Raw genomic sequence first — 25,336 nt, 5'->3', positions numbered from 1 at the left:
TTACAGCGGAATGTTGTCGTGCTTTTTCCAGGGGTTCTGCATGTCTTTGTTGCGCAGCATCCGCAGCGCGCGGGCAATGCGGCGGCGGGTCGAATGCGGCATGATCACCTCGTCGACATAGCCGCGCTCGGCGGCGACGAAGGGCGACAGGAAGCGGTCTTCGTAAGCCTTTGTATGGGCTGCGATCTTTTCGGCGTCGCCGATGTCCTTGCGATAGATGATCTCGACCGCGCCCCTGGCGCCCATCACGGCGATCTGCGCCGTCGGCCAGGCATAGTTCATATCGCCGCGCAGGTGTTTCGAAGCCATCACGTCATAGGCGCCGCCATAGGCTTTTCTGGTGATGACGGTGATCTTCGGCACGGTCGCCTCGGCATAGGCGAAGAGCAGTTTGGCGCCGTGCTTGATCAGCCCGCCATATTCCTGCGCCGTGCCGGGCAGGAAGCCCGGAACATCGACGAAGGTGACGATTGGAATCGAAAAGCAGTCGCAGAAGCGCACGAAGCGCGCAGCCTTGCGGCTGGCATCGGAATCGAGCACGCCGGCCAGCACCATGGGCTGGTTGGCGACGAAGCCGACCGTGCGGCCTTCGATGCGTCCGAAGCCGGTGACGATGTTCTTGGCGAAACTTTGCTGGATCTCGAAGAAATCACCCTCGTCGGCGACTTTCAGGATCAGCTCCTTGATATCGTAAGGCTTGTTGGCGTTGTCCGGTATCAGACGGTCGAGCGACAGATCGTGATCGGTGACCGACTGGTAGCATTCGATCTCGGGGATCTCCGATGTGTTCGAGGCTGGCAGCAAATCGACCAGCCGGCGCATTTGCAGCAGGGCCTCGACGTCGTTGTCATAGGCGCCGTCGGCGATCGAGGATTTCGTCGTGTGGACGGAAGCGCCGCCGAGGCTCTCGGCGGTCACCGTCTCGTTGGTGACGGTCTTCACCACGTCCGGCCCGGTGACGAACATGTAGGACGTGTCGCGCACCATGAAGATGAAGTCGGTCATGGCCGGCGAATAGACATCGCCGCCGGCGCAAGGCCCCATGATTACGGAAATCTGCGGAATGACGCCCGACGCCAGCACATTGCGCTGAAATATCTCGGCATAGCCGCCGAGTGCGGCCACGCCCTCCTGGATGCGGGCGCCACCGGCATCGTAGAGGCCGATGATCGGCGCGCGGTTGCGCAGCGCCATCTCCTGCACCTTGATGACTTTCTCGGCATGCGCTTCCGACAGCGAGCCGCCGAAAACGGTGAAATCCTTGGCGAAGAGATAGACCGGACGGCCGTTGACGGTTCCCCAACCGGTGACGACGCCATCGCCGGCGATCTTGGTCTTTTCCATGCCGAAGTCGGTCGAACGGTGCTCGACATACATGTCGAACTCCTCGAACGAGCCCTCGTCGAGAAATACGTCGATGCGTTCGCGGGCGGTCAGCTTGCCCTTCTTGTGCTGGGCATCGATTCGGGCCTGACCCCCGCCCATGCGGGCGATCTCGCGACGACGCTCGAGTTCCTTCAGCACGTCCTTCATTCTCGATCTCCTGCGCGGGCTGCTTTGTGGTAATGGTGCCCGCAGATGAGCGCAAGCGTCGCTTTTTCGAGGCGTTTTGTTGCGCTGCAACATGATGCCCTTGCATTTCAGAGCGAACTCAGCCATATGCACGGCATAGGCGCTTGGGCCGGATTGATCCGGCCTTCTCCTCGAATGAGACTGGTTGCGTCTGTTTTCCCTCTTTCCTGCTGATCGGCCCCGATTGGTTAGCAAGGCGGCGAAAAAGCCCCGTGGCATGATGCCTGCGGGCACGACAGCGCAGCCGCGCGGACGGACACGTCCGCCGCCTTGTCGTTCCATAACAATTGTCCGACGGCGGGTTGCGCCCTGCCGCCATTGATGTTTGCGGCCAGAGGCCGTGTGAAAGAAGAATATTTTGACCAACGAAAACACTTTGCCCGGCAACGACACTGGAGAACTCTCCGGTTTCGCGGCACTGGGAATTACGGGTGCGCTGCTCAAGGCCACCCATGCCGCCGGCTTCGCCGATCCGAAGCCGATCCAGGTCCAGGCTATCCCGCCCCAGATGGAAGGCCGTGACATTTTCGGCATCGCCCAGACCGGCTCCGGCAAGACAGCGGCTTTCGCTCTGCCGATCCTCTCCAAGATCATCGCGCTCGGCACCAAACGGCGTGCCAAGACGACCCGTGCGCTGATTCTGGCGCCGACTCGTGAGCTCGCCGTGCAGATCGAAGACACCATCAAGATCCTCGCCAAGGGCGCGCATGTCTCGACGGCGCTCGTGCTGGGCGGCGTCTCGCGCTTCAGCCAGGTGAAGAAGATCGCTCCCGGCGTCGATGTACTGATCGCCACGCCCGGCCGATTGACCGACCTGGTGCGTGAGGGCGACCTCATCCTCTCCGACACCAAATGGCTGGTCCTCGACGAGGGCGACCGCATGCTCGACATGGGCTTCATCAACGACGTCAAGCGCATCGCCAAGGCGACCGCGCCGGATCGCCAGACGGCGCTGTTTTCGGCGACGATGCCGAACGAGATCGCCGAGCTGGCCAAGGGCCTGTTGAAGAGCCCGGTTCGCGTCGAAGTCGCGCCACAGAGCACGACGGCGGCCGAGATCGTGCAGAGCGTCGTCCTTGCCCGCACCAAGCAGAAGCGCCAGGTGCTGTCGACAATGCTCGCCGACGAGGCGATGAAGTCCGTCATCATCTTTTCGCGCACCAAGCACGGCGCCGATCGGGTGACCAAGGACCTCGAGCGCGACGGCTTCAAGGCCGCCGTTATTCACGGCAACAAGTCGCAGAATGCGCGCCAGAAGGCGCTCAATGATTTCCGCGACGGCGCGGTGCGCATTCTGGTGGCCACCGACATCGCCGCGCGCGGCATCGACGTGCCCGGCATCAGTCATGTCGTGAATTTCGACCTGCCTGATGAGGCGGAGAGCTATGTCCACCGTATCGGCCGCACCGGCCGCAACGGCCGGGACGGCATTGCGATTACGCTCTGCGACCCGTCCGAGAACAGCAAGCTGCGCCAGGTCGAGCGCATCATCCGCGCCAAGCTGCCTGTTGTCGCCGACCATCTCGGCAGCCCCGATCCGCAGCGCAACCCGGCTGAGAAGAACGAGCGCTTCGAGCCTGCCAATGACCGCAACGAGCGCAATGGCCGTCGGGACGGCAGGCGGCCGGGCGGCCAGAACAACGGCTCCGGCAAGAAACGCTTCGGTGACAAGCCGGCCTTCGCTGGCGACCGCAAACCGGAAGGCGCCAAGCCCTTCAAGGGCAACAATAAACGCCGCTTCGGCGGCAAGCGTCCTGCGGCGCGGGCTGCGTAGGCAGGCCGCTTCGTATCGGCCGGGCATTTGCGTGCCCGGCTGGTCACCAGTGAGATAAAGGGCGACCGCGGTGAGGCTGCGGTCGCCCTTTCCGTATGGAAGCTCGGGCTACTTCGCGACCGCCTCGATCCAGACGGCAATTCTTTGTGCAAGGAAGGTCGTGGTCGATGGCGACAGGGCGTCGCCGGCGATGACGTGGTTGTCGGCATCGCCGGTGTCGTCGACCGGAACCAGTTCGTGCGGCGCGCCCCAACGCCCGGCGATTTCACGCGTGCGGTCAGACCGAACCACGCTGTCCGAATCCGAAAAGATGAAGAGGGCAGGGACCACCGCTTTCTCCACCGGCGCGCCATAGGCAAGTTCCGTCAGCGCCTGCATCGGCAGCGTCGCGGCAAGGGGATAGCTGGTGGTCCAGAACTTCTCGTGCAGCGCGTTGCGCGGCATGAAGCTGCGCTCTTTGCCGGCGACGAGTTCGGCTATTTGTTTGCCCCATCGCATGGTCAGGATATCGGCGCCCGACGCCTTGACGCCAAAATTCGGCGAGATGAACGCGATCGCCGCCACGCCGTCCGAAGCGCCCGGCTGTGTTGCCGCCCAGGCCGCCAGCGAGCCGCCGGTCGAAGTGGAGATAACGATCACCTTGTCGCCGATGGCCCGACCGATCGCGAGCGCCTCCTCATAATCGTTGATCCAGGCGTTGACGCTGCCTTGCGTCATGGCCGCGCCATCCTGCCCGTGGCCGGTGAGGCGGGTGAAGAACAGATTGGCGTCGAGTTGGTCGGCAACCTCGTCGGGCAGCGGGCGGAGTTCGCCTTTCGACGCCGAAAAGCCGTGGATATAGACGATGGACAGCGGTGTCCTGGCATGCACCATCGGATTGGCCCAGATGATTTCTTTCTCCAGCCCGTCACGGATGCCGGATATCGCCGCTTCCGTCCTGGCCACGTAGGCCTGCGGATCGTCGCCGATTGCGGATGGATCGAAGCGGATCGTGGTGTCGACGGGAACCCGCGGGCCGAGCACGAAGGCCAGTGCGAGGATGGCGACTAACCCCAGCACAGCAAGCACGATATGTCGCCCCATCGCAGACTCCAAACGCAACAACAACAAACCCACCGGGGTGGCCGGGAACAGGCAACGACCGGCCCGGCGATGAAGCCGCCGATCCGGTGGCTTCTATTCGCTCGGCGGCTTGCGGTCATAATTCAGCGGCCGTGCCTTCCAGCTCGTCATGAGGCTGATCACGCCTCGGTACACCGGTCTCGGCAACAGGCTGAGCAGCTTCAGGGGCCAGCTCGTCCGGCGCGGGAACGTGACCTCGAAGCCGCCGGATTTGATACCCCGCACCATGCGCCGCGTCGCTCGGCTGACCGGCATCAGCCCCGGCATGGGCAGCATGTTCTTCTCGGTCAGCGGTGTGTCTATGAAGCCCGGATTCATGACCTGGACGCGCACGTTCATCTTGTCGAAATCGTATTTCAGCGATTCGGCCAGGATGTTGATCGCCGCTTTGGTGCCGCCATAAGCGGCCGTCGTCGGCCAGCCGAAATAAGCGGTGACCGAGCCGACCAGCACGATATGGCCGCGCGCCCGCACGCGCATGCGTTCGACGACCGGCACCAGCCCGTTGATGATGCCGAAATAGTTGACCTCGAAAGAGCGGCGAAAATCGCTGACGACGAGAGCCTCGCCAGGCGTGGAAATGTAATTGCCCGCGTTTAAGACGGCGAGCACGATGGGGCCAAGCTCGTTCTCGATCGCAGCGACGGTTCTCGCCATGCGCGGCTCGTCGGTGACATCGCAGGGAAAAGCCTTCACCTTGCCTGGCATCTGCGCGGTCTCGACAATCAGCGTGTCGATCGGATCGCCATCGGGTGCCGTTACGGCCACCGCATAGCCCTGGGACGCAAGATCCCTGGCCAGCGAACGGCCGATGCCGCTGCTGCCTCCCGTGACCCAGGCGACGCCATGCTTCGGGTCGGCCCGATAGAGTGTCATGCTGCGCCCCCGTCGAATTGTTCTTGGCTTTTGCTCTAACCGCGAAGAAATCGAATGAAAAGAGCGGTTTTCGACGCCAGTCGCAAATGAACAGCGCGGATACGCCCGGCACCAGGGAGACGCCGGCGCAAATGCAGTGCGGAAAATGCGACTGGACCAGGCAAATTCTTGCCTTGAAACCGAAGCTTCGGGTTTCTAGGGTTTCGCCGCAGCTACACAAGGACTCCCGAATGCCCCGCTCCGTGATCGACGCTATCGGCAACACGCCATTGATCCGCCTCAACAAGGCTTCGGAAGAGACCGGCTGCGAGATTCTGGGCAAGGCCGAATTCATGAATCCTGGACAGTCGGTCAAGGACCGCGCCGGCCTGTTCATCATCCGCGATGCCGAAGAGCGTGGGCTGCTCAGGCCGGGCGGCGTCATTGTCGAGGGCACGGCCGGCAATACGGGCATCGGGCTGACGCTGGTCGCCAAGGCGCTCGGCTACCGCACCGTCATCGTCATTCCCGAGACGCAGAGCCAGGAGAAGAAGGACACGATCAAGCTGCTCGGCGCCGAGCTGATCGAGGTTCCGGCCGTGCCGTACAAGAACCCCAACAACTACGTGAAATTGTCGGGGCGGCTGGCTGAGCAAATGGCGCGGTCGGAGCCGAACGGCGCTATCTGGGCCAACCAGTTCGATAATATCGCCAACCGCGATGGTCATATCCGCACCACGGCGCAGGAGATATGGAGCCAGACCGGCGGCAAGGTCGACGGCTTCGTCTCGGCGGTCGGCTCGGGCGGAACGCTGGCCGGCGTCGCTTTCGGGCTGAAGGCGAAAAGCAGGGACGTCAAGATCGCCCTCGCCGATCCGCTGGGTGCTGCGCTTTACAGTTTCTACACCAGCGGTGAGCTGAAGTCGGAAGGCAGTTCGATCACCGAAGGCATCGGGCAGGGGCGCATCACAGCCAACCTCGATGGGTTCACGCCCGACTTCTCGTTCCAGATTCGTGATGAGGATGCGTTGCCGATCGTCTTCGACCTGGTCCAGGAGGAAGGCCTTTGCGTCGGCGGTTCGACCGGCATCAACATAGCGGGCGCGATCCGGCTGGCGCGTGAACTCGGCCCCGGCCATACCGTCGTGACCATTCTTTGCGACTACGGCACACGCTACCAATCGAAGCTGTTCAATCCCGAATTCCTGCGCGAAAAGAAGCTGCCGGTGCCCGGCTGGATGGAAGAGAAATCAGAGATTTCCGTGCCGTTTGAAGAGGTTGTGTGATGGCGCACAAGACCGAAGCGCTGTTTCGCGACGACGCCTATCTCAGGACGGCCGATGCCGTGGTGGTCGCCGTCAACGAGCGCGGCGGCATCGTTCTGGACCGCACCATCTTCTATGCCACCTCGGGCGGGCAGCCGGGAGATAGCGGCCATCTCCAGCGCGCCGATGGCAGCCGCATCGTGCTGGCCGCCACCATCACCGGGGAAACAAAGGACGAGATCATCCACGTGCCGGCGCCGGAACAAGCCGCGCCTGCGGTCGGGGAGCGCCTGAGGCTCGCTATCGACTGGGAGCGGCGGCACCTTTTGATGCGCATGCATGCCGCTTGCCATTTGCTCACCGTCGTCTGCCCGTTTCCAATCACCGGCGCGGCGGTTTCGGAACACGACAGCCGTGTCGATTTCGACATTCCCGACGCCAGCTTCAGCAAGGAAGACGTGACGGCGAGCCTGATGGGCTTGGTGCGGGCCGATCATCCGATCTTTACCAGGCTGATCAGCGACGAGGAACTGGCCGCCAATCCGGGTCTGGTGAAGTCCAAAAATGTCCGTCCGCCGCTAGGCACCGGCAAAATCCGGCTGGTCTGCATCGGCGAGAACGCTTCGGTGGACAGCCAGCCCTGCGGTGGTACCCATGTCAAAAGCACCGGCGAGATCGGCGAAATCCATATCGGCAAGATCGAGAAGAAGGGACGTGAGAACCGGCGCTTCCGCATCCGGTTTGGACTGATGCCTCAAACATGATCTCGAAAGCTGCGACGTTTTCGGACAAGATCATGCGGCAAGGCAACGTCTGGTCAATGGCGGCAGGAGAACCACAATGGCTGAAGACAGTCCTTTCACCGTCGACGCGGACTGGTTGCAGGAGCGTCTGGGCCAGCCTGGCCTGACGATTGTCGATGCATCCTGGTATCTCCCGGCGCAGAACCGCGACGCGCGGGCCGAATATGATGCCGGGCACATTCCGGGCGCCCGCTTCCTGGATCAGGACGCGGTCTCCGATCCGGACGCCGCGCTGCCGCATACACTGCCGTCGCCGCAGCATTTTGCCCAGTATGTCGGCGCGATGGGCGTTTCGGCCGATGACACGATTATCGTCTATGACGGCCCGGGCTTTTTCTCGGCACCTCGGGCATGGTGGATGTTCCGGGTGATGGGCGTCTTCCAGACCTATATCCTTGACGGCGGTTTCGATGGCTGGAAAGCGGCCGGCCGGCCAGTGACGGCCGAACCGACCAAAATCGCGCCCAGCGTGTTCCACGCCGATTTCGACGCCGGCCGGGTCGCCAGCCTTGCCGATATGCGCCGCATCGTCGAAACCCGGGAGAGCCAGATTGCCGATGCGCGCGGGGCAGGACGCTTCACCGGCGCGGAGCCGGAGCCGCGTGCGGGCGTCCGTTCCGGCCATATGCCGGGCGCGCGCAACTTGCCCTATTCGGCGCTGTCGGAACACGGCGTGCTTCTGCCGAAGGAGCGGTTGCGCAAGGTGGTCGAGGACGCCGGCCTCGATCTGTCGAAGCCTGTCGTCACTTCCTGCGGCTCTGGCGTTACGGCAGCGGTGATTACGCTTGCGTTGGAAACGCTTGGCCATACCGACAACAGGCTTTACGACGGCTCATGGACCGAATGGGGCGGTCTCTCCGACACACCAGTCGTGACAGGCAAGGAATGACGATGGAAAACGGCGAGCTGAAGGACATCGAAGTCACGGTGACGTTCCTCGAGATGCATGCACCACCGGCCGTGTCGCCGCCCATGCCCTACAACCGCCAGGTCGCACTCCTGAAAACCAAGGACATTCCGCTGCATTTCTACCGGTACCTGATGGATCGGGTGGGGCGTAAATGGCACTGGGTCAATGTGCTGAGGCTGGATGACGACGAGCTTTCTGCCGGCATCCACCGCGAGGATCGCGACATCAGGGTGCTCTATCTCGACGGCGCGCCCGCCGGGTTTTTCGACCTCAAGCCGCATCTGCCGGAAGAAGTTGAGCTTGCCTATTTCGGCATGATGGAACATGCCACCGGGCAAGGCATCGGCCGCTGGTTCCTGGGATCGGCGATCGCCGCGGCTTGGTCGTATGGACCGAAACGGGTGACGGTGCAGACCTGCACGCTCGACCATCCTGCTGCCTTGCCGCTCTACCAGAAGCTCGGCTTCGCGCCGGTGGCGCAGAAGAAGGAGACCGTGCACCCTCTGCCCTTCGCCGAGCGCTCGGCCAGCGTCATGCGGCCATAGCGACGCCCTCACAAAAGCTGAACCTCTCGTTCATCCGCGCTTCAGCCTGTCTCTGCGATCTTGCCCGCACATAATACGGGCCGAAGGAGAAAAGACATGCTGACCCGCCGTACCCTTGCCGCCGCGCTGATCGCGGCAATCGCAATGCCCGGTCTCGCCGCCGGGCAGGCGACAACACCTTCGGCCGCAACCATCGAACGAAAGCTCGAGGCGGCACCCCGTGTGAAGCTGCGCCCGAACGAGCGTGTCACCATCCGTGAGTTCAAGCGCCGGCCGGACCTGCGCCGCATGGCCCGGTCGATCGACATCCAGTCGATCAATTTCGCCTTCGGCTCGGCCGCGATTTCCAGTTCGCAATACGACAAGATCGACACTATCGCCGATGCGTTGCAGCGTATCCTGCGCCGCAATCCCGGGGCGCGCGTCCTCATCGAGGGCCATACCGACGCCGTCGGCTCCTTCCAATCGAACCAGATCCTGTCGGAACAGCGCGCCGCCTCGCTGAAGCGCACCCTGGTGCGCGAATTCGGCGTGCCGGCCTATGCTTTGGAGACGGTCGGTTATGGCGAGGAATTCCTGCTGGTGCAGACGCAGAACGAAAACTGGCGGAACCGGCGGGTCACCCTCCGTCGCTTTGACGACTTCATTCGCTGAGGAGTTCCGACAATCCGGTGAAGTTCGCCTTGCCTTGGTCGGCTGGAAAATGCCGGTCAAGGGCCAATGGTTGTCAGGAATCGGGTGGGAGGCAGGGGCTGAAGCGCATAACTTCCGATCAACGACATCGGAGATTTTCGCCATGACCATCCAGTTCAAAGCCTTGCCGACACAAGATGTACGAGCGCTTCAGCGCGGCGGACCCGATGCGTATGGAAACACGCCCGAGCGCAAAGTCTCCGACGGCGACGGCATGCCATGCCGGCATTGCCTGAAGAACATCTCCGCCGGAGACGACTATCTCATCCTGGCCTACCGGCCATTCCCCAAACTTCAGCCCTATGCCGAGACCGGACCGATCTTCCTTCACGCGCAGGAATGCGAGCGCACCGCGGAATCTCAGGCGCTTCCCGAAATTCTCGAAAGCCCGGACTATATCGTGCGCGGCTACGGCAGGGATGACCGCATCGTCTATGGCAGCGGCGGCGTCATTGCGACCGATGCGATCGCGGCGCGCGCCGAGGCTCTCTTGGAGCGCGACGACATTGCCTACGTCCATGTTCGCTCGGCGCGCAACAATTGCTACCAATGCCGGATCGAACGCACCTGAAGGGGCGCATGTGGGCGGTGCGATAGCAGAGCGCTGTCGTACTCCCGTCACACCAGTGCGGTACACGGGTAGTCGTCGATCGATTTGTCGACCGCGGATGAACCGGCGGCAAATCTCGACATCGAGGAAGCGGGGCCTTGGCTCCGCTTTTTTGTTTGCCTGAACCTCCCACAGAAAGTTTGTGCGCAAAGAAGCCGATGGGCTTCGACTATTTGCCTGGAGGGCTCAGTTAAACTTGCAATTGGCGCCGAGACGCAGGTTGCGGCACATGTTTTAAGCCCGAGCCGGGTGCAGGCCTGACAGCCGCCAATCCGGAAAGAAAAAACCCGCCGGGAATGACCGGCGGGCTGACGGGAGGCCGGTATCCTCTCAGGAGAATCAGGCCGCGAGAACCGCCTTCGGTTCGACCAGTTCGTAGCCGAGCGCTTCGGCGACCGCACGGTTGGTAATCTTGCCTCTGTGGACGTTGAGTCCATTGCGCAGATGATGGTCGTCGACCAGCGCCTTCAGGCCCTTGTCGGCGAGCTGCAGGCCATAGTGCAGAGTCGCGTTGTTGAGTGCATGTGCTGAGGTGACCGGCACGGCGCCCGGCATGTTGGCGACGCAGTAGTGGATGACGCCGTCGACCTCATAGGTCGGCTCAGCATGCGTGGTCGCGTGCGAGGTCTCGAAGCAGCCGCCCTGGTCGATGGCGACGTCGACCAGCACCGACCCCTTCTTCATGCCCGAAAGCATTTCGCGCGAGACCAGCTTCGGCGCCGCAGCACCCGGGATCAGCACGGCGCCGACGACGATGTCGGCGGAAAAGCACTCTTCTTCCAGAGCCTCCACGGTCGAGTAGCGGGTGTGGACGCGGCCGGCAAAGAGGTCGTCGAGCTGGCGCAGGCGCGGGATCGAGCGGTCGATGATGGTGACGTCGGCGCCCAGGCCAGCCGCCATCCTGGCCGCGTGCAGGCCGACGACGCCGCCGCCGAGCACAGTGACCTTGCCGGGCAGCACGCCGGGCACGCCGCCGAGCAGCACGCCGCGGCCGCCATTGGCCTTCTGCAGCGCCGTGGCGCCGGCCTGGATCGACAGGCGGCCGGCGACTTCCGACATCGGCGCCAGCAACGGCAGGCCGCCCCGGTCGTCGGTCACCGTTTCATAGGCGATGGCGGTAACGCCCGAAGCGAGCAGGCCCTTGGTCTGTTCCGGATCTGGAGCAAGGTGAAGATAGGTGTAGAGGATCTGGCCATCGCGCAGTTGGGCCCATTCGTTAGGCTGCGGCTCCTTGACCTTGACGATCATATCCGACTTGGCGAACACGTCGGCCGCCGTCTTGGCGATGGTGGCGCCGGCGGCGCGATAGGCGTTGTCGTCGGCGCCAATGCCAGCCCCGGCGCCGGTCTCGACCAGCACCTCATGTCCGTGGGCGACATATTCGCGGACCGAGCCGGGCGTAAGCCCGACACGATATTCATGATTCTTGATTTCCCGGGGGCAGCCGACGCGCATTTTCTTTTCTCCTGACACGGCCCTTCCGGGCTCGTTCCCTGTATTGACGCAGTCAACCACGAATCGTTGCGTAAGTGTTTGCGAATGCACTTGCAGGAGGGTTCGCTATTCGATAATTGTTGCGTAGAATGCGCAAAAATTCGCAGGAATCACGAAGAATGCCGCTCGACAGGATTGATATCGCCATTCTGGAGACCTTGCAGAAGGATGGCAGGATGCCGAACGCCGCCCTTGCCGAAAGGGTCGGCCTGTCGCAGTCGGCCTGTTCGCGCCGGCTCGACAATCTGGAGAAATCCGGAACCATCCGCGGCTATCATGCCCGGCTTTCCAATGCAGCACTTGGTCACCAGATGACGGCGATCGTGCACATATCGCTGTCGGGCCAGTTCGAGAAGACGCTGTCGGATTTCGAGGCTGCGATCAAGCGCTGCCCCAACGTGCTGTCCTGTCACCTGATGTCGGGCGAGTACGACTACATCCTCAGGATCGCGGCCAAGGACCTTGCCGACTACGAACGCATCCACAAGGAGTGGCTGTCGGCGATGCCGCATGTGACGAAGATCAATTCGTCTTTTGCCCTGCGCGAAATCGTCGACCGGACGGCGATGGGTCTGAAGCCCGAAATGGCCTGAGCGTTCTCAGCCTTCCACGCCTTCAGCCGTCTACGCCTTGGCAGCCTCCGTCACGATCCGGTCCATCGGGATATCGTGCGGCTGCGGGTAGATGGTGGCGATGCGCTGCAATTCGTAGCCGACGCCGATGACCAGCGGCTTGAACGGCATCGCCGCCAGCGTTCGGTCATAGAACCCGCCGCCATAGCCCAGGCGATAATTGCCGGAATCGATGCCGACGATCGGCGAGATGACGATGTCGGGCAAGACCGGTTCGCCCTCGGCCGGAATCGGAATGTTCCACACGCCCTTCTCCAGCCGGTCGCCCGGAACATAGGCCCGGAAGATCAGCGGCTGTGCCTTTTCGACGACGACGGGCAGCGCGGTGCGCCCGCCTCGTTCATTGATGGCGGCCATCCATGGCCGCAGGTCCGGCTCGCCGCGAAACGGCCAATAGAGGCTGACCATGCGGCCGGCGATATTGCCGATCACCGCGTCGAGGGCTCCGGCGATGCTCTGCGACATCGCCGTTCGCGCATCGGCGGAAACCGCGAGACGCGCCGCGATCAGGCGTTCCCGTTCGGCCTTGCGCCATCGTCTGACGTCGGTCCAATCGGCTATGGGCGCGTGAAACGCAGGATCGAGTTCGTGCATGAAGCATGGCGGCGAGGAATATTGCGCGGGACCCTGGTCGTCGTGATCGTTGGCCATGCTTCACCTCATCGCTGTTTTCCATAACGCTATACCCGGCGGCGGGATGCGACATGTGCATTCACGACATGGAACGACGAGTCTCGGGCACGGCCTTTGTGTTGCTGCATTGCACAAAAGCTCCTACATCAAAGGCAGGCGATATTGCTCGTCAGGGTGAACGCGATGGATCAAGCCAATCACCATGTCGTCGTCGTAGGGGCGGGGTTCGGCGGCCTCGAATTCACCCGCGCTCTCGCCGGAGCGCCCGTGCGCATCACCATGATCGACAAACGCAATCATCATCTTTTCCAGCCGCTGCTCTACCAGGTCGCGACGACGGCGCTGGCGACCTCGGAGGTCGCTTGGCCGATCCGCCACCTGCTGCGCAAGCGCAAGGACGTGACGACGCTGCTCGCCAATGTCACCGGCATCGACCGAGCCGGAAAACGCGTGCTGCTCGATGACGGCAGCACCGTCGCCTACGACACGCTGGTGCTCGCCACCGGTGCCCGACACGCCTATTTCGGCCACGATGAATGGGAGCCGTTCGCGCCAGGGCTGAAGACCCTGGAGGACGCCACCACCATTCGACGGCGCATTCTGCTCGCCTTCGAACAGGCCGAGCGGGAAACCGATCCCGCCAGGCGCCAGGCGCTGCTGACCATCGCGATCGTCGGCGGCGGTCCGACCGGTGTCGAACTTGCCGGCACCATTGCCGAACTGGCGCACGACACACTGCGCGGCGAATTCCGCAACATCGACACGCGCGAGACGCGTGTGGTGCTGATCGAGGCTGGCGACCGCATACTGGCCAATTTCGCGCCGAAACTGTCCGATTATGCCAAAAAGGCGCTGAAGCGGCTCGGCGTGACGATCGAACTCGGCCGGGCGGTCACGCGCTGCGACGCCGAGGGCGTCGTCTTCGGCGACACGCATCTGCCGGCGAGGACCATATTGTGGGCGGCGGGCGTTGCCGCTTCGCCGGCAGCCGAATGGCTGGGCGCCGCCGCCGATCGGGCGGGAAGGGTGCTGGTTGAACCCGATCTCACCGTCCCGGGCAGCCCCGAGATTTTCGTCATCGGCGACGCCGCTCTCGTGCTGCGGCCCGATGGACGGCCAGTTCCCGGCGTGGCGCCTTCCGCCAAGCAGGAGGGCCGCCATGTTGCCGCGACCATCAAGGCCAGGCTTGCCGGCGACCCGAGCGTACGGCCGTTCCACTACAAGCATGCCGGTGACCTGGCCACGATCGGCAAGCGCGCCGCAGCGATCGATTTCGGCTGGATCAGGCTGACCGGCTGGCCGGCCTGGTGGCTGTGGGGACTGGCGCACATCTATTTCCTGATCGGCTTCCGCAACCGGCTCGCGGTGTCGCTGAGCTGGCTATGGATCTACGTCACGGGCCAACGCAGCGCCCGCCTGATCACGCAGGGCGACGACGACAAGGGCTGATCTTCCGCGCTTGCGCCCGTTCATCCGCGCGTCATCAGTTGCTGATCGACTGAGAGCTCCGATGCGCGCAACTTCTTGAATGGACTCGAATAGGTTTCAGCGCGAAGTTCGCTTTGGGGCAGGGCTTTCGTGTCGTCGAAAAGGAGAAAACATGTCGCAGCCGCTCCATTCCGTCTCCCGCCGCAGTCTCCTCGCGGGCGCCGGCGCCACGGGCGCGCTGATTGCGCTTCACCCTTTCTCCGCCCGCGCCCAGGCTAACCAGGCGCATCTCCGGATCATGGAGACCACCGACATCCATGTGAATGTGCTGCCCTACGACTATTACGCCGACAAAGCGAATGACACGATGGGACTGTCGCGCACGGCTTCGCTGATCGACGCGGTGCGCAAGCAGGCTATCAATTCGATGCTGATCGACAATGGCGACCTGCTGCAGGGCAATCCGATGGGCGACTACATCGCCTATGAAAAGGGCATGAAGGACGGCGACCTTCATCCGGTCATGAAAGGCATGAACCTGCTCGGCTACGAGTGCTCGACGCTGGGCAACCACGAATTCAACTATGGCCTGTCGTTCATGGACAAGGTTCTGGCCGGCGCCAATTTTCCCTTCGTCTGCGCCAACCTGATCCGCGGCACCAAGCTTGCCGCGAACCCGCGCGACGACAAGCTCTACCTCAAGCCCTACGTCATCCTCGACAAGAAGATCAAGGACGGTTCAGGCACCGAGCAACCGATCAGGATCGGCATCATCGGCTTCGTGCCGCCGCAGATCATGGTCTGGGATCTCAAGAACCTCGAAGGTAATGTCAGAACGCGCGACATTGTCGAGGCCGCCAAGGCCTGGGTGCCGCAGATGAAGGAGGACGGCGCCGACATTATCATCGCGCTCTCGCATTCTGGCATCGACATCAAGCAGGGCGATATGATGGAGAACGCATCGTTCTTTGTCGCCGGCGTCGAAGGCATCGACGCGGTGTTCACGGGTCACCAGCATCTGGTGTTCCCTGGGAAGAAGGATTTTCAGGCGCTCGAAGGCGTCGATGCGCAAAAGGGTACGCTACAGGGCAAGCCCGCCGTCATGGGCGGCTTCTGGGGCTCGCATATGGGCCTGATCGATCTGATGCTGGAGCGCGACGGATCGAAATGGAAGATCGTTTCCGCTACCTCGGAGGCGCGGCCGATCTTCGAGCGTGTCGATAACAAGAACAAGCCGACTGTCGCGGACGACAACCGCATCATCGCCGCGCTCGAGCAGGACCACCAGGCAACGCTCGCCTATGTGCGTCGTCCCGTCGGCAAGACCGCAGCGCCGCTCTATTCCTATTTCGCGCTGGTCGCCGACGATCCGTCGGTTCAGGTCGTCAGCCAGGCGCAGACCTGGTACCTGCAGGACATCCTGAAAAACACCCAATGGAAGAACGTGCCGCTGCTGTCGGCGGCAGCCCCCTTCAAGGCCGGCGGGCGCAACGGCGCCGACTACTACACCGATGTGCCGGCAGGCGACATCGCCATCAAGAACGTCGCCGACCTCTACCTTTATCCCAACACCGTGCGGGCCGTTGAGATCACCGGAGCGCAGGTCAAGGAATGGCTGGAAATGTCGGCCGGCATCTTCAACCGGATCGAACTTGGCAAGGCCGACCAGGCGCTCATCAACACCGACTTTCCGTCCTACAATTTCGACGTTATCGACGGCGTCACCTACAAAATAGATCTGTCCCAGCCGCCGAAATACGATGCCAAGGGCGGGCTTGCCAATGCCGGCGCCAATCGCATCGTCGACTTGATGTTCGACGGAAAACCAATTGATCCCAATCAGAAATTTGTGGTTGCAACGAACAACTACCGGGCCGGCGGCGGCGGCAATTTCCCTGACATTGATGCTTCCAGGATCATCTACGAAGCGCCGGACACCAACCGCGATGTCATCGTCCGCTACATCGTCAAGCAGGGCACGATAAACCCGTCGGCGGACGGCAACTGGTCGTTCGCGCCGCTGCCCGGAACCAGCGTCGTGTTCGAGACAGGGCCCAAGGCGAAGGACTTCATCGCTGAAGTGAAGTCGTTGAAGATCGAGCCGGCTGGCGAAGGCGAGGCAGGATTCGCGAAATACCGAATCCTTCTCTGATCGCCACTCGCAATTGGGCCGCGGGCCGTTTCGGGGCATGCCCGGCCAGTCGCCCGGCGACGAGATCAAAGGCGCGCCGGCATTGATTTGCCAGTTCCAGGTGCCGAGAGCTCACACACCGGACGAGGGTCGACACGGACCTGTTTTTGCCTGGCAGAAACGTCTAGGAGCACAGCCGGGCTTATGCGATAGATTAGCCATGCGTTATGTCATCGTCATCGCCGCCGTTGCGTTTTTCCTGATCTGGGACGGTCTCTACAACCAGGGCCGGTACCTCGATATGACGGTGAGGAATGTCTCTCACGTGGTGCGTTACGTCACCGGCAAGGCCTAGATTTGGCGCATCCTGGGCGCGTCGCAAGGACGCGCGGCACCCTGAACGGTTGACCTGACGGTTTCGTCGTCACAAAAGACCCCGGATTTTGATCAAGGAGGCGGGTTTGATCCGGCATATCGTTTTCTTCAGCGCGCGGCGCGGCGAGGATGTGGAGGCAGTGCGCTCGGGGCTGCTGGCGCTCGGCGGCATTCCCCATTCCAGCCTGTTCGAGGTGACGCTGAACACCAAGGTCGATCCGCTGTCGGATGAAATCGACGTGGTCGTCTATGCCGAATTCACGGATGCCGCCGCATTGGCCGCCTACAAGGCGCATCCGCTCTATGCGCAGACCACCAGCAGGGTCAAACCGTTGCGTGAATTGCGTTATTCCGCCGATGTGGTGGCGGGGAGCTGATCCGACACTCTTGAACCCTTTTGCGGAATGAGGCACACCGCGCCGGCATGATCCACACACCATCCACAGGCACTCATCCGCTGGACCACCTCGTGCTGCCGACCTTGAGCCTGGATGTGGCGCGGGCGCGGCTAACGGCCCTCGGCTTCATCGTCGCGCCGACAGGCATCCATCCATTCGGCACGGAAAATTGCTGCGTCTTCCTCGCGGACGGCACCTATCTCGAACCGCTGGCTGTCGGCGATGACCAGGCCGCGATGAGGGCCGCCGGCCAGGGCAATGTCTTCGTCGCGCGTGACCGACTCTATCGTGACCGCAATGGCAAGGAAGGTTTTTCCGCCGTGGTCCTGGCCACGGATGATGCCGATGCGGACCATGCACGCTATGTCGATGCGAGCCTGTCGGGCGGGGACATGCTGGGCTTTTCGCGCGCGTTCACCGATGCCTCGGGCAAAAGCGACATGGCGTCATTCAGACTGGCCTTCGCGTCGTCCGGGGGTTCAACCGATGCGTTCCTGTTCGCCTGCCAGCGCGTCAACGCGCCGGAAGTGGACCGCACAGCGCTGCAGGCTCACGCCAACGGTGCCACGGGAATTGTCGAGATCGTGGCAATCAGCGACGAGCCCGCCGAGCAGCGTCGGCTGATTTCCGTGGCAGCAAACGATCCGACCGCTGACGCGCGCGCCTCCATTTTTCGTCTACCTAACGCTGTCTTGACTGTGCTCGACCCGGCCTCTTTCACGGCACGCTTTGGCGTGCCCGCCGGTAAGCCGACGCAACTCCGCTTCGCGGCAGTCGTCTTTTCGGTTCAGCGTGCCGCTGTCGCGGCAGGTCTGCTTGCAGCCAATTCCATCAGATACGATATGTCGGGCAATGATATCGTCGTGCAGCCGGCATCCGGGCAGGGCGCGGCCTTCATCTTTCGGGAGATACAATGAGCAACGCCTTGGCGCCCAATTCATCGGTAACCGTCGGCAATGTCGTCTTCGACAACGCAGCACCGCTGTCGCTGATCGCCGGCCCTTGCCAGTTTGAATCACGCCAGCATGCTTTCGACATGGCCGGCGCGCTGAAGGAATTGACAGGCAGGTTGGGCATAGGCCTCGTCTACAAGACCAGCTACGACAAAGCCAACCGCACCTCCCTGTCGGCAACGCGAGGTGCCGGCATGGAAGCGGCGCTCCCGGTCTTCGACGAGTTGCGCAAGGAATTCTCCTTGCCGGTTCTGACCGACGTCCACACCGAGGAACAGTGCGCCATCGTTGCGCCGCATGTCGACGTGCTGCAGATCCCGGCCTTCCTGTCGCGTCAGACCGACATGCTGGTTGCCGCCGCAAGGACGGGCAAGGTGATTAACGTCAAGAAGGGACAGTTCCTCGCGCCCTGGGACATGAAGAACGTGGTGGCCAAGATCACCGGCTCCGGCAACGCCAATGTCTTGACCACCGAGCGCGGCGCCTCGTTCGGCTACAACACGCTTGTCTCCGACATGCGGGCCCTGCCCATTATGGCCGACATCGGCGCGCCTGTTATTTTCGACGCCACCCATTCGGTCCAGCAGCCGGGCGGGCAGGGCGGTTCCTCCGGCGGCGAACGCCGCTTTGTCGAGACCTTGGCCCGCGCGGCTGTCGCTGTCGGCGTTGCCGGCGTCTTCATCGAGACCCACCAGGATCCGGATAATTCGACCTCGTCCGACGGACCGAACATGGTGCCGCTGAAGGATATGCCGGCACTTCTGGAAAGGTTGATGGCGTTCGACCGGGTGGCGAAGGCCCGCTGACCCGGCGCAGCTGAAGGTTGTCGCCGCGGAGGACATATATCGGTCTGCCACGTCAGTAAGAAGTCACCTTCATACAGGCGAAAAAAGTCGAACAGACCGGCGGAAAAGTCGGGAACCTTCGATCTCGCCCCTCATTGTGAAAGTCCAGAGCAACGACAATGAGGAGCACATCATGACAACCCAGGCAGGACACACAGAGGCTATCGCTGCTTCGCGGGTTATCGGCACATCCGTCTATAACACCGAAGGCACGAAGATCGGCAGCATCGAGGACGTCATGCTCGACAAGCTGTCCAACGGCATCATGTTCGCTGTGATCGGTTTTGGCGGCTTTCTCGGCATGGGTGAAAAATATCACGCCATCCCATGGGCGAGTTTGGATTACGATGAGGACCGGGGCGGCTATGTCGTGCCATTCTCCAAGGACCAGCTGAAAGCCGCTCCCGCCTATTCGATCAACGAGCTGACGGGCGCCGATGGCGAGGCCGCACGTGACGCCTCCTACAATTACTACAAGGTCGAGCCTTACTGGCACTGACCGGCCAGCCTGACGTGAAAAGGCCCCCGCAAACGCAGCGGGGGCCTTTTACATGATCGCCTGCAGTGCCTACTCCGCGCTGCGGAGGGTCGACAGTTGCACCGCGCCCTGTGGAGGCTGCTGGTTGTCGCAGGACGTCAAGAACGCCGCCGCGATCAGGAACAAACTCACGATACCGCTCAACTCGGACATGGCGAAACTCCTCCTGTTTCGCCCCGCGCAGTTGCCATCATAGACCGGCGGCCACCCTATGGCGCATGACTTATGATGACAGGAATTTGCGCTTCGTGAATCGCGCCGGCGGCAATAATTGCCGGTGGCCCGATTGCCTTTTGCGCCGCTTTGGCTAAGACGGGCGCGACGTTTCGTCAGATCAATCGGGGACATCGCAATGACCGCCATCATCGACATTGTCGGGCGTGAAATCCTGGACAGCCGTGGAAATCCGACCGTCGAGGTCGATGTGGTGCTCGAAGACGGTTCGATGGGCCGCGCGGCCGTGCCGTCTGGAGCTTCGACCGGCGCGCATGAGGCCGTCGAACTGCGCGACGGCGGCGCCCGCTATCTCGGCAAGGGCGTGCTGCGGGCCGTCGAGGCGGTCAACGGCGAACTGTTCGAGGCGATCGGCGGCATGGAAGCCGAAAACCAGATCCACATCGACCAGACCATGATCGAACTCGACGGCACGCCCAACAAGAGCCGGCTCGGCGCCAACGCTATTCTCGGCGTGTCGCTGGCGGTGGCCAAGGCCGCGGCCGAAGCCGCCGGCCTGCCGCTCTATCGTTATGTTGGCGGCACCAAGGCGCATCTGCTGCCGGTACCGATGATGAACATCATCAATGGCGGCGCCCATGCCGATAACCCGATCGATTTCCAGGAATTCATGATCCTGCCCGTCGGTGCGCCGACGCTGCGCGAAGGCGTGCGCTGGGGTTCGGAGGTGTTCCACACGCTAAGGAAGAAGCTGAAGGACGCCGGCCACAACACCAATGTCGGCGATGAAGGCGGCTTTGCCCCAAACCTGAAGAGCGCGCCGGTGGCGCTCGATTTCGTCATGGAATCGATCGAGCAGGCCGGCTTCAAGCCGGGCGAAGAGATTGCGCTCGGCCTCGATTGCGCCGCGACGGAATTCTTCAAGGATGGCAACTACGTCTATGAAGGTGAGAAGAAGACACGCGACCCGAAGGCGCAGGCGAAATACCTGGCCAAACTCGCCGCCGATTATCCGATCATTTCGATCGAGGACGGCCTTGCCGAGGACGACTGGGAAGGCTGGAAATATCTGACCGACCTGATCGGCAAGAAGACGCAGCTCGTCGGCGATGATCTCTTCGTCACCAATACGGCGCGCCTGCGCGACGGCATCCGCATGGGCGTCGCCAATTCGATCCTGGTCAAGGTCAACCAGATCGGCTCGCTGACCGAGACGCTCGACGCCGTCGAGACCGCGCACAAGGCCGGCTACACCGCCGTCATGTCGCATCGCTCGGGCGAGACCGAGGATTCGACCATCGCCGACCTCGCCGTCGCCACCAATTGCGGGCAGATCAAGACCGGATCGCTGTCACGCTCCGACCGCATGGCCAAATACAACCAGCTCATCCGCATCGAGGAAGAACTCGGCAAGCAGGCGCGCTACGCCGGCAAGTCGATGTTGAAGGGCTGAGCCGGAGCATCGGACACAGGGATGGCGGCGAGGGGCGGGAATTCCCGCCCTTTTTCGTTGGAGCGCCTGTGGACGCGTCATCCGTAACCGTCCGTTAAGCACAATGGAGCGAAAAAGACCGTGGTCGCCTGAGTTCGCGACTGCGAGGGATCGGGCGATGTGGACGCGTCAGCACAAACAGAGAAACACCGGCCGGCTGATAATTCCCTCGCTCTGCGCGGTGTTCCTGGCCTATTTCGGCTTTCATGCCTATCACGGCGAGTTCGGCATCAATTCGAAATACCAGCTCGAGGCCGAGACTGTTGCCCTGCAGGCCCAGCTCGATGCGATCAAGGCGCGCAGGATGGAGCTGGAACGGCGCGTCAAGCTGATGCACGACGGCACGCTGGAGAAGGACATGCTCGACGAGCAGGCGCGTAAGGCGCTGAATTTGTCCCAGGCCGACGAGATCACCATCATGCTGCCGGTCTCGGCAAAGTAACCAATATCAGGTTAATCACCAATATTTTCAATGATTCTAATTGCTTAGTCGCATGCCAGCTATGCAATTTCGACATGGCGGAACACGTTCTCACGTGTTAGCCTCCCCAAAATCAGTGGGGAGAGCTGATCTCCCCTGAGCAGATTTCATCTTGCTCGAGCAGATTTTTATCTTGCTCGAAATGTCCGCGAAGAGCCGCCAACAGGGAGTGATGCATGGCAACCGCAGCCAGGAAAGCGCCTGCCAAGTCGAAATCCGACGGCAAATCGGGCCTTTCCGCGCCCAAACCAGTGGAATTCACCAAGGACGAGGAGCTTGCCGCTTACCGGCACATGATGCTTATTCGCCGCTTCGAGGAAAAGGCCGGCCAGCTTTACGGCATGGGCTTCATCGGCGGCTTCTGCCATCTCTACATCGGCCAGGAAGCGGTCGTCACCGGTATGAAGATGGCGCTGCTCGACGGTGACCAGATGATCACCGCCTACCGCGATCACGGTCATATGCTGGCGATGGAACTCTCGCCGCGTGGCGTCATGGCCGAACTGACCGGCCGCCGAGGCGGCCTGTCGAAGGGCAAGGGCGGCTCCATGCACATGTTCTCCAAGGAAAAGCATTTCTACGGCGGCCACGGCATCGTCGGCGCCCAGGTGTCGCTCGGCACGGGCTTGGCTTTCGCCAACCGCTATCGCGGCAACAACAATGTCACGCTGACCTATTTCGGCGACGGGGCCGCCAACCAGGGCCAGGTCTACGAAAGCTTCAACATGGCCTCGCTTTGGAAGCTGCCGGTGATCTACATTATCGAGAACAACCGCTATGCCATGGGCACCTCGGTATCGCGCTCCTCGGCGGAGACCGACTTCTCTAATCGCGGCGCCTCGTTCAAGATTCCCGGCATCCAGGTCGACGGCATGGACGTGCGTGCTGTCAAGGCCGCCGGCGATCTCGCCACCGAATGGTGCCGTGCCGGCAATGGGCCGCTGATCCTCGAAATGCAGACCTACCGCTATCGGGGCCATTCGATGTCCGACCCGGCGAAATACCGCTCCAAGGAAGAAGTGCAGAAGATGCGCTCCGAGCATGACCCGATCGAGCAGGTCAAAGCGCGGCTGATCCAGAAGAAGTGGGCAAGCGAGGACGAATTGAAGACCATCGACAAGGAGGTTCGCGACGTCGTCGCCGATGCCGCCGAGTTTGCCCAGCACGACGCCGAGCCGGATCCGTCCGAGCTCTGGACCGACATCGTATTGTAACGGGAGGGCAAGGACATGCCGATCGAAATTCTCATGCCCGCCCTTTCGCCGACCATGGAAGAGGGCAATCTTTCCAAATGGTTGAAGAACGAGGGCGACAAGGTGGTCGCCGGCGACGTCATCGCCGAGATCGAAACCGACAAGGCGACGATGGAAGTCGAAGCTGTCGATGAGGGCACGCTTGCCAGGATCGTGGTTCCCGCAGGCACCGAAGGCGTCAAGGTCAACGCGGTGATCGCCGTGCTGGCCGTGGATGGCGAAGACGTCGACAAGGCCGGTGAAGGCATCGGTGAAGAGCCCGCCAAGGCTGAAGCAGCGGCGCCGGCACCTGCGCCCGCCGCAGCCAAGAGCGAGGCGGCGGCACCTGTGGCGGCCGCGCCGAAGACTGAAGTCGCCGCCGATCCTGACATTCCTGCAGGCACCGAGATGGTCTCGACCACAGTGCGCGAAGCGCTGCGCGATGCCATGGCGGAGGAAATGCGCCGCGACGGCGATGTCTTCGTCATGGGCGAGGAGGTTGCCGAGTACCAGGGCGCCTACAAGATCACCCAAGGACTGCTACAGGAGTTCGGACCGCGTCGCGTCGTCGACACGCCGATCACCGAGCACGGCTTTGCCGGCGTCGGGGTCGGCGCGGCGATGGCGGGCTTGAAGCCGATCGTCGAGTTCATGACCTTCAACTTCGCCATGCAGGCGATCGACCAGATAGTCAACTCGGCCGCCAAGACGCTCTATATGTCCGGCGGACAGATGGGCGCGCCGATCGTCTTCCGCGGGCCGAACGGTGCTGCGGCTCGCGTCGCCGCCCAGCATTCGCAATGCTACGCCGCCTGGTACAGCCATATACCGGGCCTGAAGGTAGTAATGCCTTATACCGCCGCCGACGCCAAGGGACTGCTCAAGGCGGCGATCCGCGATCCGAACCCGGTCATCTTCCTAGAAAACGAAATCCTCTACGGCCAGTCCTTCGACGTGCCGAAGCTGGACGATTTCGTGCTGCCGATCGGCAAGGCGCGCATCCATAAGTCAGGCAAGGACGTCACCATCGTCTCCTTCGGCATTGGCATGACCTATACGGTCAAGGCCGAAGCGGAACTGCGCGGCATGAGCATCGACGCAGAGATCATCGATCTCAGGACCATCCGTCCGCTCGACTTCGACACCATCATCGCCTCGGTGAAGAAGACCAACCGGCTGGTCGTGGTGGAAGAAGGCTTCCCGCAGAACTCGGTCGGCGACCATATCGCCAACCAGGTGTCGCAGCGAGCCTTCGATTTCCTCGACGCGCCGGTCATCACCATTGCCGGCAAGGACGTGCCGATGCCCTATGCGGCCAATCTCGAAAAGCTGGCCTTGCCGAATGTCGGCGAGGTCATCGAGGCCGTCAAAGCCGTCTCATATCGCTGAACCGGGCGGGAGGACACAATGCCAATCAACATCACCATGCCGGCCCTCTCGCCCACCATGGAAGAGGGCAATCTGTCGAAGTGGCTGGTCAAGGAAGGTGACAAGGTTTCGCCCGGCGATGTCATTGCCGAGATCGAGACCGACAAGGCGACGATGGAAGTCGAAGCCGTCGATGAGGGCACGGTGGCGAAACTGGTCGTTCCCGCCGGTACCGAAGGCGTCAAGGTCAATGCGCTGATCGCCGTGCTTGCCGCCGAGGGCGAGGACGCAAGTGCCGCCGCGAAAAGCGGTGGCGATGCCGCGCCGGCGAAAGCCGAGGCACAGCAGGAGAAGGCGCCAATCTCCCCACCCGTGGGGGAGATGTCGACGAAGCCGACAGAGGGGCGCGCTGCCCCTCCCACGTCGCATTCTGTCACGCCCCCCTCTGCCCTGCCGGGCATCTCCCCCACGGGTGGGGAGATCGGCCAATCCTTGGAAGGGCGCACCTTTGCTTCGCCGCTCGCGCGCCGTATTGCCAAAGAGGCGGGCGTCGATGTGTCTGCCGTGACCGGCACCGGCCCGCATGGCCGGGTGGTGAAGGCCGATGTCGATGCCGCCATAGCCGGCGGCGGCGCCAAGGCAGCACCCGCTGCCAAGGCTCCGGCTGGCGCGCCGGCCGCTGCTCCCGCGCCGGTAAAGGCGATGTCGGACGATCAGGTGCTGCGCCTGTTCGAGGAAGGCTCCTACGAGCTGGTTCCGCACGACAACATGCGCAAGACCATCGCGCGGCGGCTGGTCGAGGCCAAGACCACCATCCCGCATTTCTACCTGACGCTCGACTGCGAGCTCGATGCGCTGCTTTCGCTGCGCACGCAGCTCAATGCGGCCGCACCGGTAAAGAAGACCGACAAGGGCGAGGCGCCCGCCTACAAGCTCTCGGTCAACGACATGGTGATCAAGGCGATGGCCATGGCCCTGAAGGCGGTGCCGGATGCCAATGCCTCGTGGACCGA

The 25,336-nt window shown here is 62.5% G+C and carries 26 protein-coding genes; 20 read left to right on the top strand and 6 right to left on the bottom strand.

From position 1 onward, the window contains the following. Complete coding sequence (locus LB533_RS07595) at window positions 1-1,533, bottom strand: acyl-CoA carboxylase subunit beta (RefSeq protein ID WP_140638063.1); 1,533 nt, start codon at window positions 1,531-1,533, stop codon at window positions 1-3. 397 nt (window positions 1,534-1,930) lie between these two features. Here LB533_RS07595 and LB533_RS07590 point away from each other — a divergent pair, with 397 nt between their 5' ends. Next, window positions 1,931-3,346, top strand: a complete 1,416-nt coding sequence (locus LB533_RS07590) for a DEAD/DEAH box helicase (protein WP_140548627.1) — start codon at window positions 1,931-1,933, stop codon at window positions 3,344-3,346. A gap of 108 nt (window positions 3,347-3,454) precedes the next feature. Here the strand turns inward: LB533_RS07590 and LB533_RS07585 are convergent, their stop codons facing one another. Then, complete coding sequence (locus LB533_RS07585; protein WP_224676997.1) at window positions 3,455-4,429, bottom strand: alpha/beta hydrolase; 975 nt, start codon at window positions 4,427-4,429, stop codon at window positions 3,455-3,457. 93 nt (window positions 4,430-4,522) lie between these two features. Next, window positions 4,523-5,344 carry an SDR family oxidoreductase gene (locus LB533_RS07580; RefSeq protein ID WP_140501312.1) on the bottom strand — a complete coding sequence of 274 codons (822 nt, stop codon included), beginning with the start codon at window positions 5,342-5,344 and terminating at the stop codon, window positions 4,523-4,525. Window positions 5,345-5,574: 230 nt separating this feature from the next. On the opposite strand from LB533_RS07580, the gene LB533_RS07575 reads away from it, so the two are divergent. The 6 genes from LB533_RS07575 (at window position 5,575) to LB533_RS07550 (ending at window position 10,110) form a co-directional block, all read left to right on the top strand. Continuing rightward, window positions 5,575-6,609, top strand: coding sequence for a cysteine synthase A (locus LB533_RS07575; RefSeq protein ID WP_140638065.1), 1,035 nt, complete (start codon window positions 5,575-5,577; stop codon window positions 6,607-6,609). Beyond that, a complete protein-coding gene (locus tag LB533_RS07570; RefSeq protein WP_140638066.1) occupies window positions 6,609-7,352 on the top strand; it encodes an alanyl-tRNA editing protein in 744 nt (247 codons plus the stop codon). Before LB533_RS07575 ends, LB533_RS07570 begins: the two co-directional genes overlap by 1 nt. A 76-nt stretch (window positions 7,353-7,428) precedes the next feature. After that, the gene (gene sseA / locus LB533_RS07565; RefSeq protein WP_140638067.1) at window positions 7,429-8,280 is read left to right on the top strand and encodes a 3-mercaptopyruvate sulfurtransferase; all 852 of its coding nucleotides are present in this window, start codon (window positions 7,429-7,431) and stop codon (window positions 8,278-8,280) included. A 2-nt stretch (window positions 8,281-8,282) separates the two neighbouring features. Further along, window positions 8,283-8,846, top strand: coding sequence for a GNAT family N-acetyltransferase (locus LB533_RS07560; protein WP_140501320.1), 564 nt, complete (start codon window positions 8,283-8,285; stop codon window positions 8,844-8,846). Between the two features lie 96 nt (window positions 8,847-8,942). Then, window positions 8,943-9,500 carry an OmpA family protein gene (locus LB533_RS07555; RefSeq protein WP_140638068.1) on the top strand — a complete coding sequence of 186 codons (558 nt, stop codon included), beginning with the start codon at window positions 8,943-8,945 and terminating at the stop codon, window positions 9,498-9,500. A 142-nt stretch (window positions 9,501-9,642) separates the two neighbouring features. After that, a complete protein-coding gene (locus tag LB533_RS07550; protein ID WP_140638069.1) occupies window positions 9,643-10,110 on the top strand; it encodes a DUF1203 domain-containing protein in 468 nt (155 codons plus the stop codon). A gap of 378 nt (window positions 10,111-10,488) precedes the next feature. Here LB533_RS07550 and ald read toward each other — a convergent pair whose 3' ends face one another. Then, a complete protein-coding gene (gene ald / locus LB533_RS07545; protein WP_140501325.1) occupies window positions 10,489-11,604 on the bottom strand; it encodes an alanine dehydrogenase in 1,116 nt (371 codons plus the stop codon). A gap of 158 nt (window positions 11,605-11,762) precedes the next feature. Here ald and LB533_RS07540 point away from each other — a divergent pair, with 158 nt between their 5' ends. Then, window positions 11,763-12,236 carry an Lrp/AsnC family transcriptional regulator gene (locus LB533_RS07540; RefSeq protein ID WP_140501327.1) on the top strand — a complete coding sequence of 158 codons (474 nt, stop codon included), beginning with the start codon at window positions 11,763-11,765 and terminating at the stop codon, window positions 12,234-12,236. Window positions 12,237-12,266: 30 nt separating this feature from the next. On the opposite strand, the gene LB533_RS07535 is transcribed toward LB533_RS07540, so the two are convergent. Continuing rightward, a complete protein-coding gene (locus LB533_RS07535; RefSeq protein ID WP_140638070.1) occupies window positions 12,267-12,926 on the bottom strand; it encodes a 5-formyltetrahydrofolate cyclo-ligase in 660 nt (219 codons plus the stop codon). Between the two features lie 165 nt (window positions 12,927-13,091). Between LB533_RS07535 and LB533_RS07530 the strand changes: the two genes are divergently transcribed. From LB533_RS07530 to LB533_RS07505, 7 genes are all read left to right on the top strand, one after another. After that, window positions 13,092-14,357 (top strand): NAD(P)/FAD-dependent oxidoreductase, encoded by a 1,266-nt coding sequence (locus LB533_RS07530; protein WP_224676996.1) that lies wholly within the window; start codon window positions 13,092-13,094, stop codon window positions 14,355-14,357. A gap of 151 nt (window positions 14,358-14,508) precedes the next feature. Further along, complete coding sequence (locus LB533_RS07525) at window positions 14,509-16,488, top strand: bifunctional 2',3'-cyclic-nucleotide 2'-phosphodiesterase/3'-nucleotidase (RefSeq protein WP_140638072.1); 1,980 nt, start codon at window positions 14,509-14,511, stop codon at window positions 16,486-16,488. Between the two features lie 199 nt (window positions 16,489-16,687). Next, the gene (locus LB533_RS29840; protein WP_263486323.1) at window positions 16,688-16,822 is read left to right on the top strand and encodes a hypothetical protein; all 135 of its coding nucleotides are present in this window, start codon (window positions 16,688-16,690) and stop codon (window positions 16,820-16,822) included. 106 nt (window positions 16,823-16,928) lie between these two features. After that, on the top strand, window positions 16,929-17,219 hold the full coding sequence (locus LB533_RS07520) for a Dabb family protein (protein WP_140501335.1): 291 nt from the start codon (window positions 16,929-16,931) through the stop codon (window positions 17,217-17,219). A gap of 47 nt (window positions 17,220-17,266) precedes the next feature. Then, window positions 17,267-18,157, top strand: a complete 891-nt coding sequence (locus LB533_RS07515) for a VOC family protein (RefSeq protein ID WP_140638073.1) — start codon at window positions 17,267-17,269, stop codon at window positions 18,155-18,157. After that, window positions 18,154-18,999 (top strand): 3-deoxy-8-phosphooctulonate synthase, encoded by an 846-nt coding sequence (kdsA, locus tag LB533_RS07510; RefSeq protein ID WP_140557261.1) that lies wholly within the window; start codon window positions 18,154-18,156, stop codon window positions 18,997-18,999. Before LB533_RS07515 ends, kdsA begins: the two co-directional genes overlap by 4 nt. Window positions 19,000-19,171: 172 nt before the next feature. Then, entirely contained in the window at window positions 19,172-19,537 is a 366-nt protein-coding gene (locus LB533_RS07505; RefSeq protein WP_140501340.1) for a PRC-barrel domain-containing protein, read from the top strand. A 69-nt stretch (window positions 19,538-19,606) separates the two neighbouring features. On the opposite strand, the gene LB533_RS29835 is transcribed toward LB533_RS07505, so the two are convergent. Continuing rightward, window positions 19,607-19,729, bottom strand: coding sequence for a hypothetical protein (locus tag LB533_RS29835; RefSeq protein ID WP_263483006.1), 123 nt, complete (start codon window positions 19,727-19,729; stop codon window positions 19,607-19,609). Window positions 19,730-19,928: 199 nt separating this feature from the next. On the opposite strand from LB533_RS29835, the gene eno reads away from it, so the two are divergent. The 5 genes from eno to LB533_RS07480 form a co-directional block, all read left to right on the top strand. Further along, on the top strand, window positions 19,929-21,203 hold the full coding sequence (eno, locus tag LB533_RS07500) for a phosphopyruvate hydratase (protein WP_140638074.1): 1,275 nt from the start codon (window positions 19,929-19,931) through the stop codon (window positions 21,201-21,203). A 157-nt stretch (window positions 21,204-21,360) separates the two neighbouring features. Beyond that, window positions 21,361-21,684, top strand: a complete 324-nt coding sequence (locus LB533_RS07495; protein WP_140501344.1) for an FtsB family cell division protein — start codon at window positions 21,361-21,363, stop codon at window positions 21,682-21,684. A gap of 215 nt (window positions 21,685-21,899) precedes the next feature. Next, window positions 21,900-22,937, top strand: coding sequence for a pyruvate dehydrogenase (acetyl-transferring) E1 component subunit alpha (pdhA, locus tag LB533_RS07490; RefSeq protein ID WP_140638075.1), 1,038 nt, complete (start codon window positions 21,900-21,902; stop codon window positions 22,935-22,937). A gap of 15 nt (window positions 22,938-22,952) precedes the next feature. Then, the gene (locus tag LB533_RS07485; protein ID WP_140638076.1) at window positions 22,953-24,344 is read left to right on the top strand and encodes a pyruvate dehydrogenase complex E1 component subunit beta; all 1,392 of its coding nucleotides are present in this window, start codon (window positions 22,953-22,955) and stop codon (window positions 24,342-24,344) included. Between the two features lie 18 nt (window positions 24,345-24,362). Next, a partial coding sequence (locus LB533_RS07480) for a biotin/lipoyl-containing protein (RefSeq protein WP_224676995.1) occupies window positions 24,363-25,336 on the top strand: 974 nt, incomplete at its 3' end.

This window comes from Mesorhizobium sp. BR1-1-13, from assembly GCF_020165515.1.
Lineage (GTDB): Bacteria > Pseudomonadota > Alphaproteobacteria > Rhizobiales > Rhizobiaceae > Mesorhizobium.
The sequence above is the reverse complement of the archived record's forward strand: the minus strand, read 5'-3'. Positions and strand labels throughout refer to the sequence as shown.

Coding starts and splice junctions, on each gene's coding strand:
- kdsA (WP_140557261.1), top strand. CDS start 18,154: ATGAGCAACGCCTTGGCGCCCAATTCATCGGTAACCGTCGGCAATGTC.
- LB533_RS07515 (WP_140638073.1), top strand. CDS start 17,267: ATGATCCACACACCATCCACAGGCACTCATCCGCTGGACCACCTCGTG.
- LB533_RS07530 (WP_224676996.1), top strand. CDS start 13,092: ATGGATCAAGCCAATCACCATGTCGTCGTCGTAGGGGCGGGGTTCGGC.
- LB533_RS07580 (WP_140501312.1), bottom strand. CDS start 5,344: ATGACACTCTATCGGGCCGACCCGAAGCATGGCGTCGCCTGGGTCACG.
- ald (WP_140501325.1), bottom strand. CDS start 11,604: ATGCGCGTCGGCTGCCCCCGGGAAATCAAGAATCATGAATATCGTGTC.
- LB533_RS07535 (WP_140638070.1), bottom strand. CDS start 12,926: ATGGCCAACGATCACGACGACCAGGGTCCCGCGCAATATTCCTCGCCG.
- LB533_RS29835 (WP_263483006.1), bottom strand. CDS start 19,729: ATGTCCGAGTTGAGCGGTATCGTGAGTTTGTTCCTGATCGCGGCGGCG.
- LB533_RS07570 (WP_140638066.1), top strand. CDS start 6,609: ATGGCGCACAAGACCGAAGCGCTGTTTCGCGACGACGCCTATCTCAGG.
- LB533_RS07540 (WP_140501327.1), top strand. CDS start 11,763: ATGCCGCTCGACAGGATTGATATCGCCATTCTGGAGACCTTGCAGAAG.
- LB533_RS07525 (WP_140638072.1), top strand. CDS start 14,509: ATGTCGCAGCCGCTCCATTCCGTCTCCCGCCGCAGTCTCCTCGCGGGC.
- LB533_RS07550 (WP_140638069.1), top strand. CDS start 9,643: ATGACCATCCAGTTCAAAGCCTTGCCGACACAAGATGTACGAGCGCTT.
- LB533_RS07505 (WP_140501340.1), top strand. CDS start 19,172: ATGACAACCCAGGCAGGACACACAGAGGCTATCGCTGCTTCGCGGGTT.
- LB533_RS07560 (WP_140501320.1), top strand. CDS start 8,283: ATGGAAAACGGCGAGCTGAAGGACATCGAAGTCACGGTGACGTTCCTC.
- LB533_RS07485 (WP_140638076.1), top strand. CDS start 22,953: ATGCCGATCGAAATTCTCATGCCCGCCCTTTCGCCGACCATGGAAGAG.
- LB533_RS07555 (WP_140638068.1), top strand. CDS start 8,943: ATGCTGACCCGCCGTACCCTTGCCGCCGCGCTGATCGCGGCAATCGCA.
- LB533_RS07585 (WP_224676997.1), bottom strand. CDS start 4,429: ATGGGGCGACATATCGTGCTTGCTGTGCTGGGGTTAGTCGCCATCCTC.
- eno (WP_140638074.1), top strand. CDS start 19,929: ATGACCGCCATCATCGACATTGTCGGGCGTGAAATCCTGGACAGCCGT.
- LB533_RS07575 (WP_140638065.1), top strand. CDS start 5,575: ATGCCCCGCTCCGTGATCGACGCTATCGGCAACACGCCATTGATCCGC.
- pdhA (WP_140638075.1), top strand. CDS start 21,900: ATGGCAACCGCAGCCAGGAAAGCGCCTGCCAAGTCGAAATCCGACGGC.
- sseA (WP_140638067.1), top strand. CDS start 7,429: ATGGCTGAAGACAGTCCTTTCACCGTCGACGCGGACTGGTTGCAGGAG.
- LB533_RS07595 (WP_140638063.1), bottom strand. CDS start 1,533: ATGAAGGACGTGCTGAAGGAACTCGAGCGTCGTCGCGAGATCGCCCGC.
- LB533_RS29840 (WP_263486323.1), top strand. CDS start 16,688: ATGCGTTATGTCATCGTCATCGCCGCCGTTGCGTTTTTCCTGATCTGG.
- LB533_RS07495 (WP_140501344.1), top strand. CDS start 21,361: ATGTGGACGCGTCAGCACAAACAGAGAAACACCGGCCGGCTGATAATT.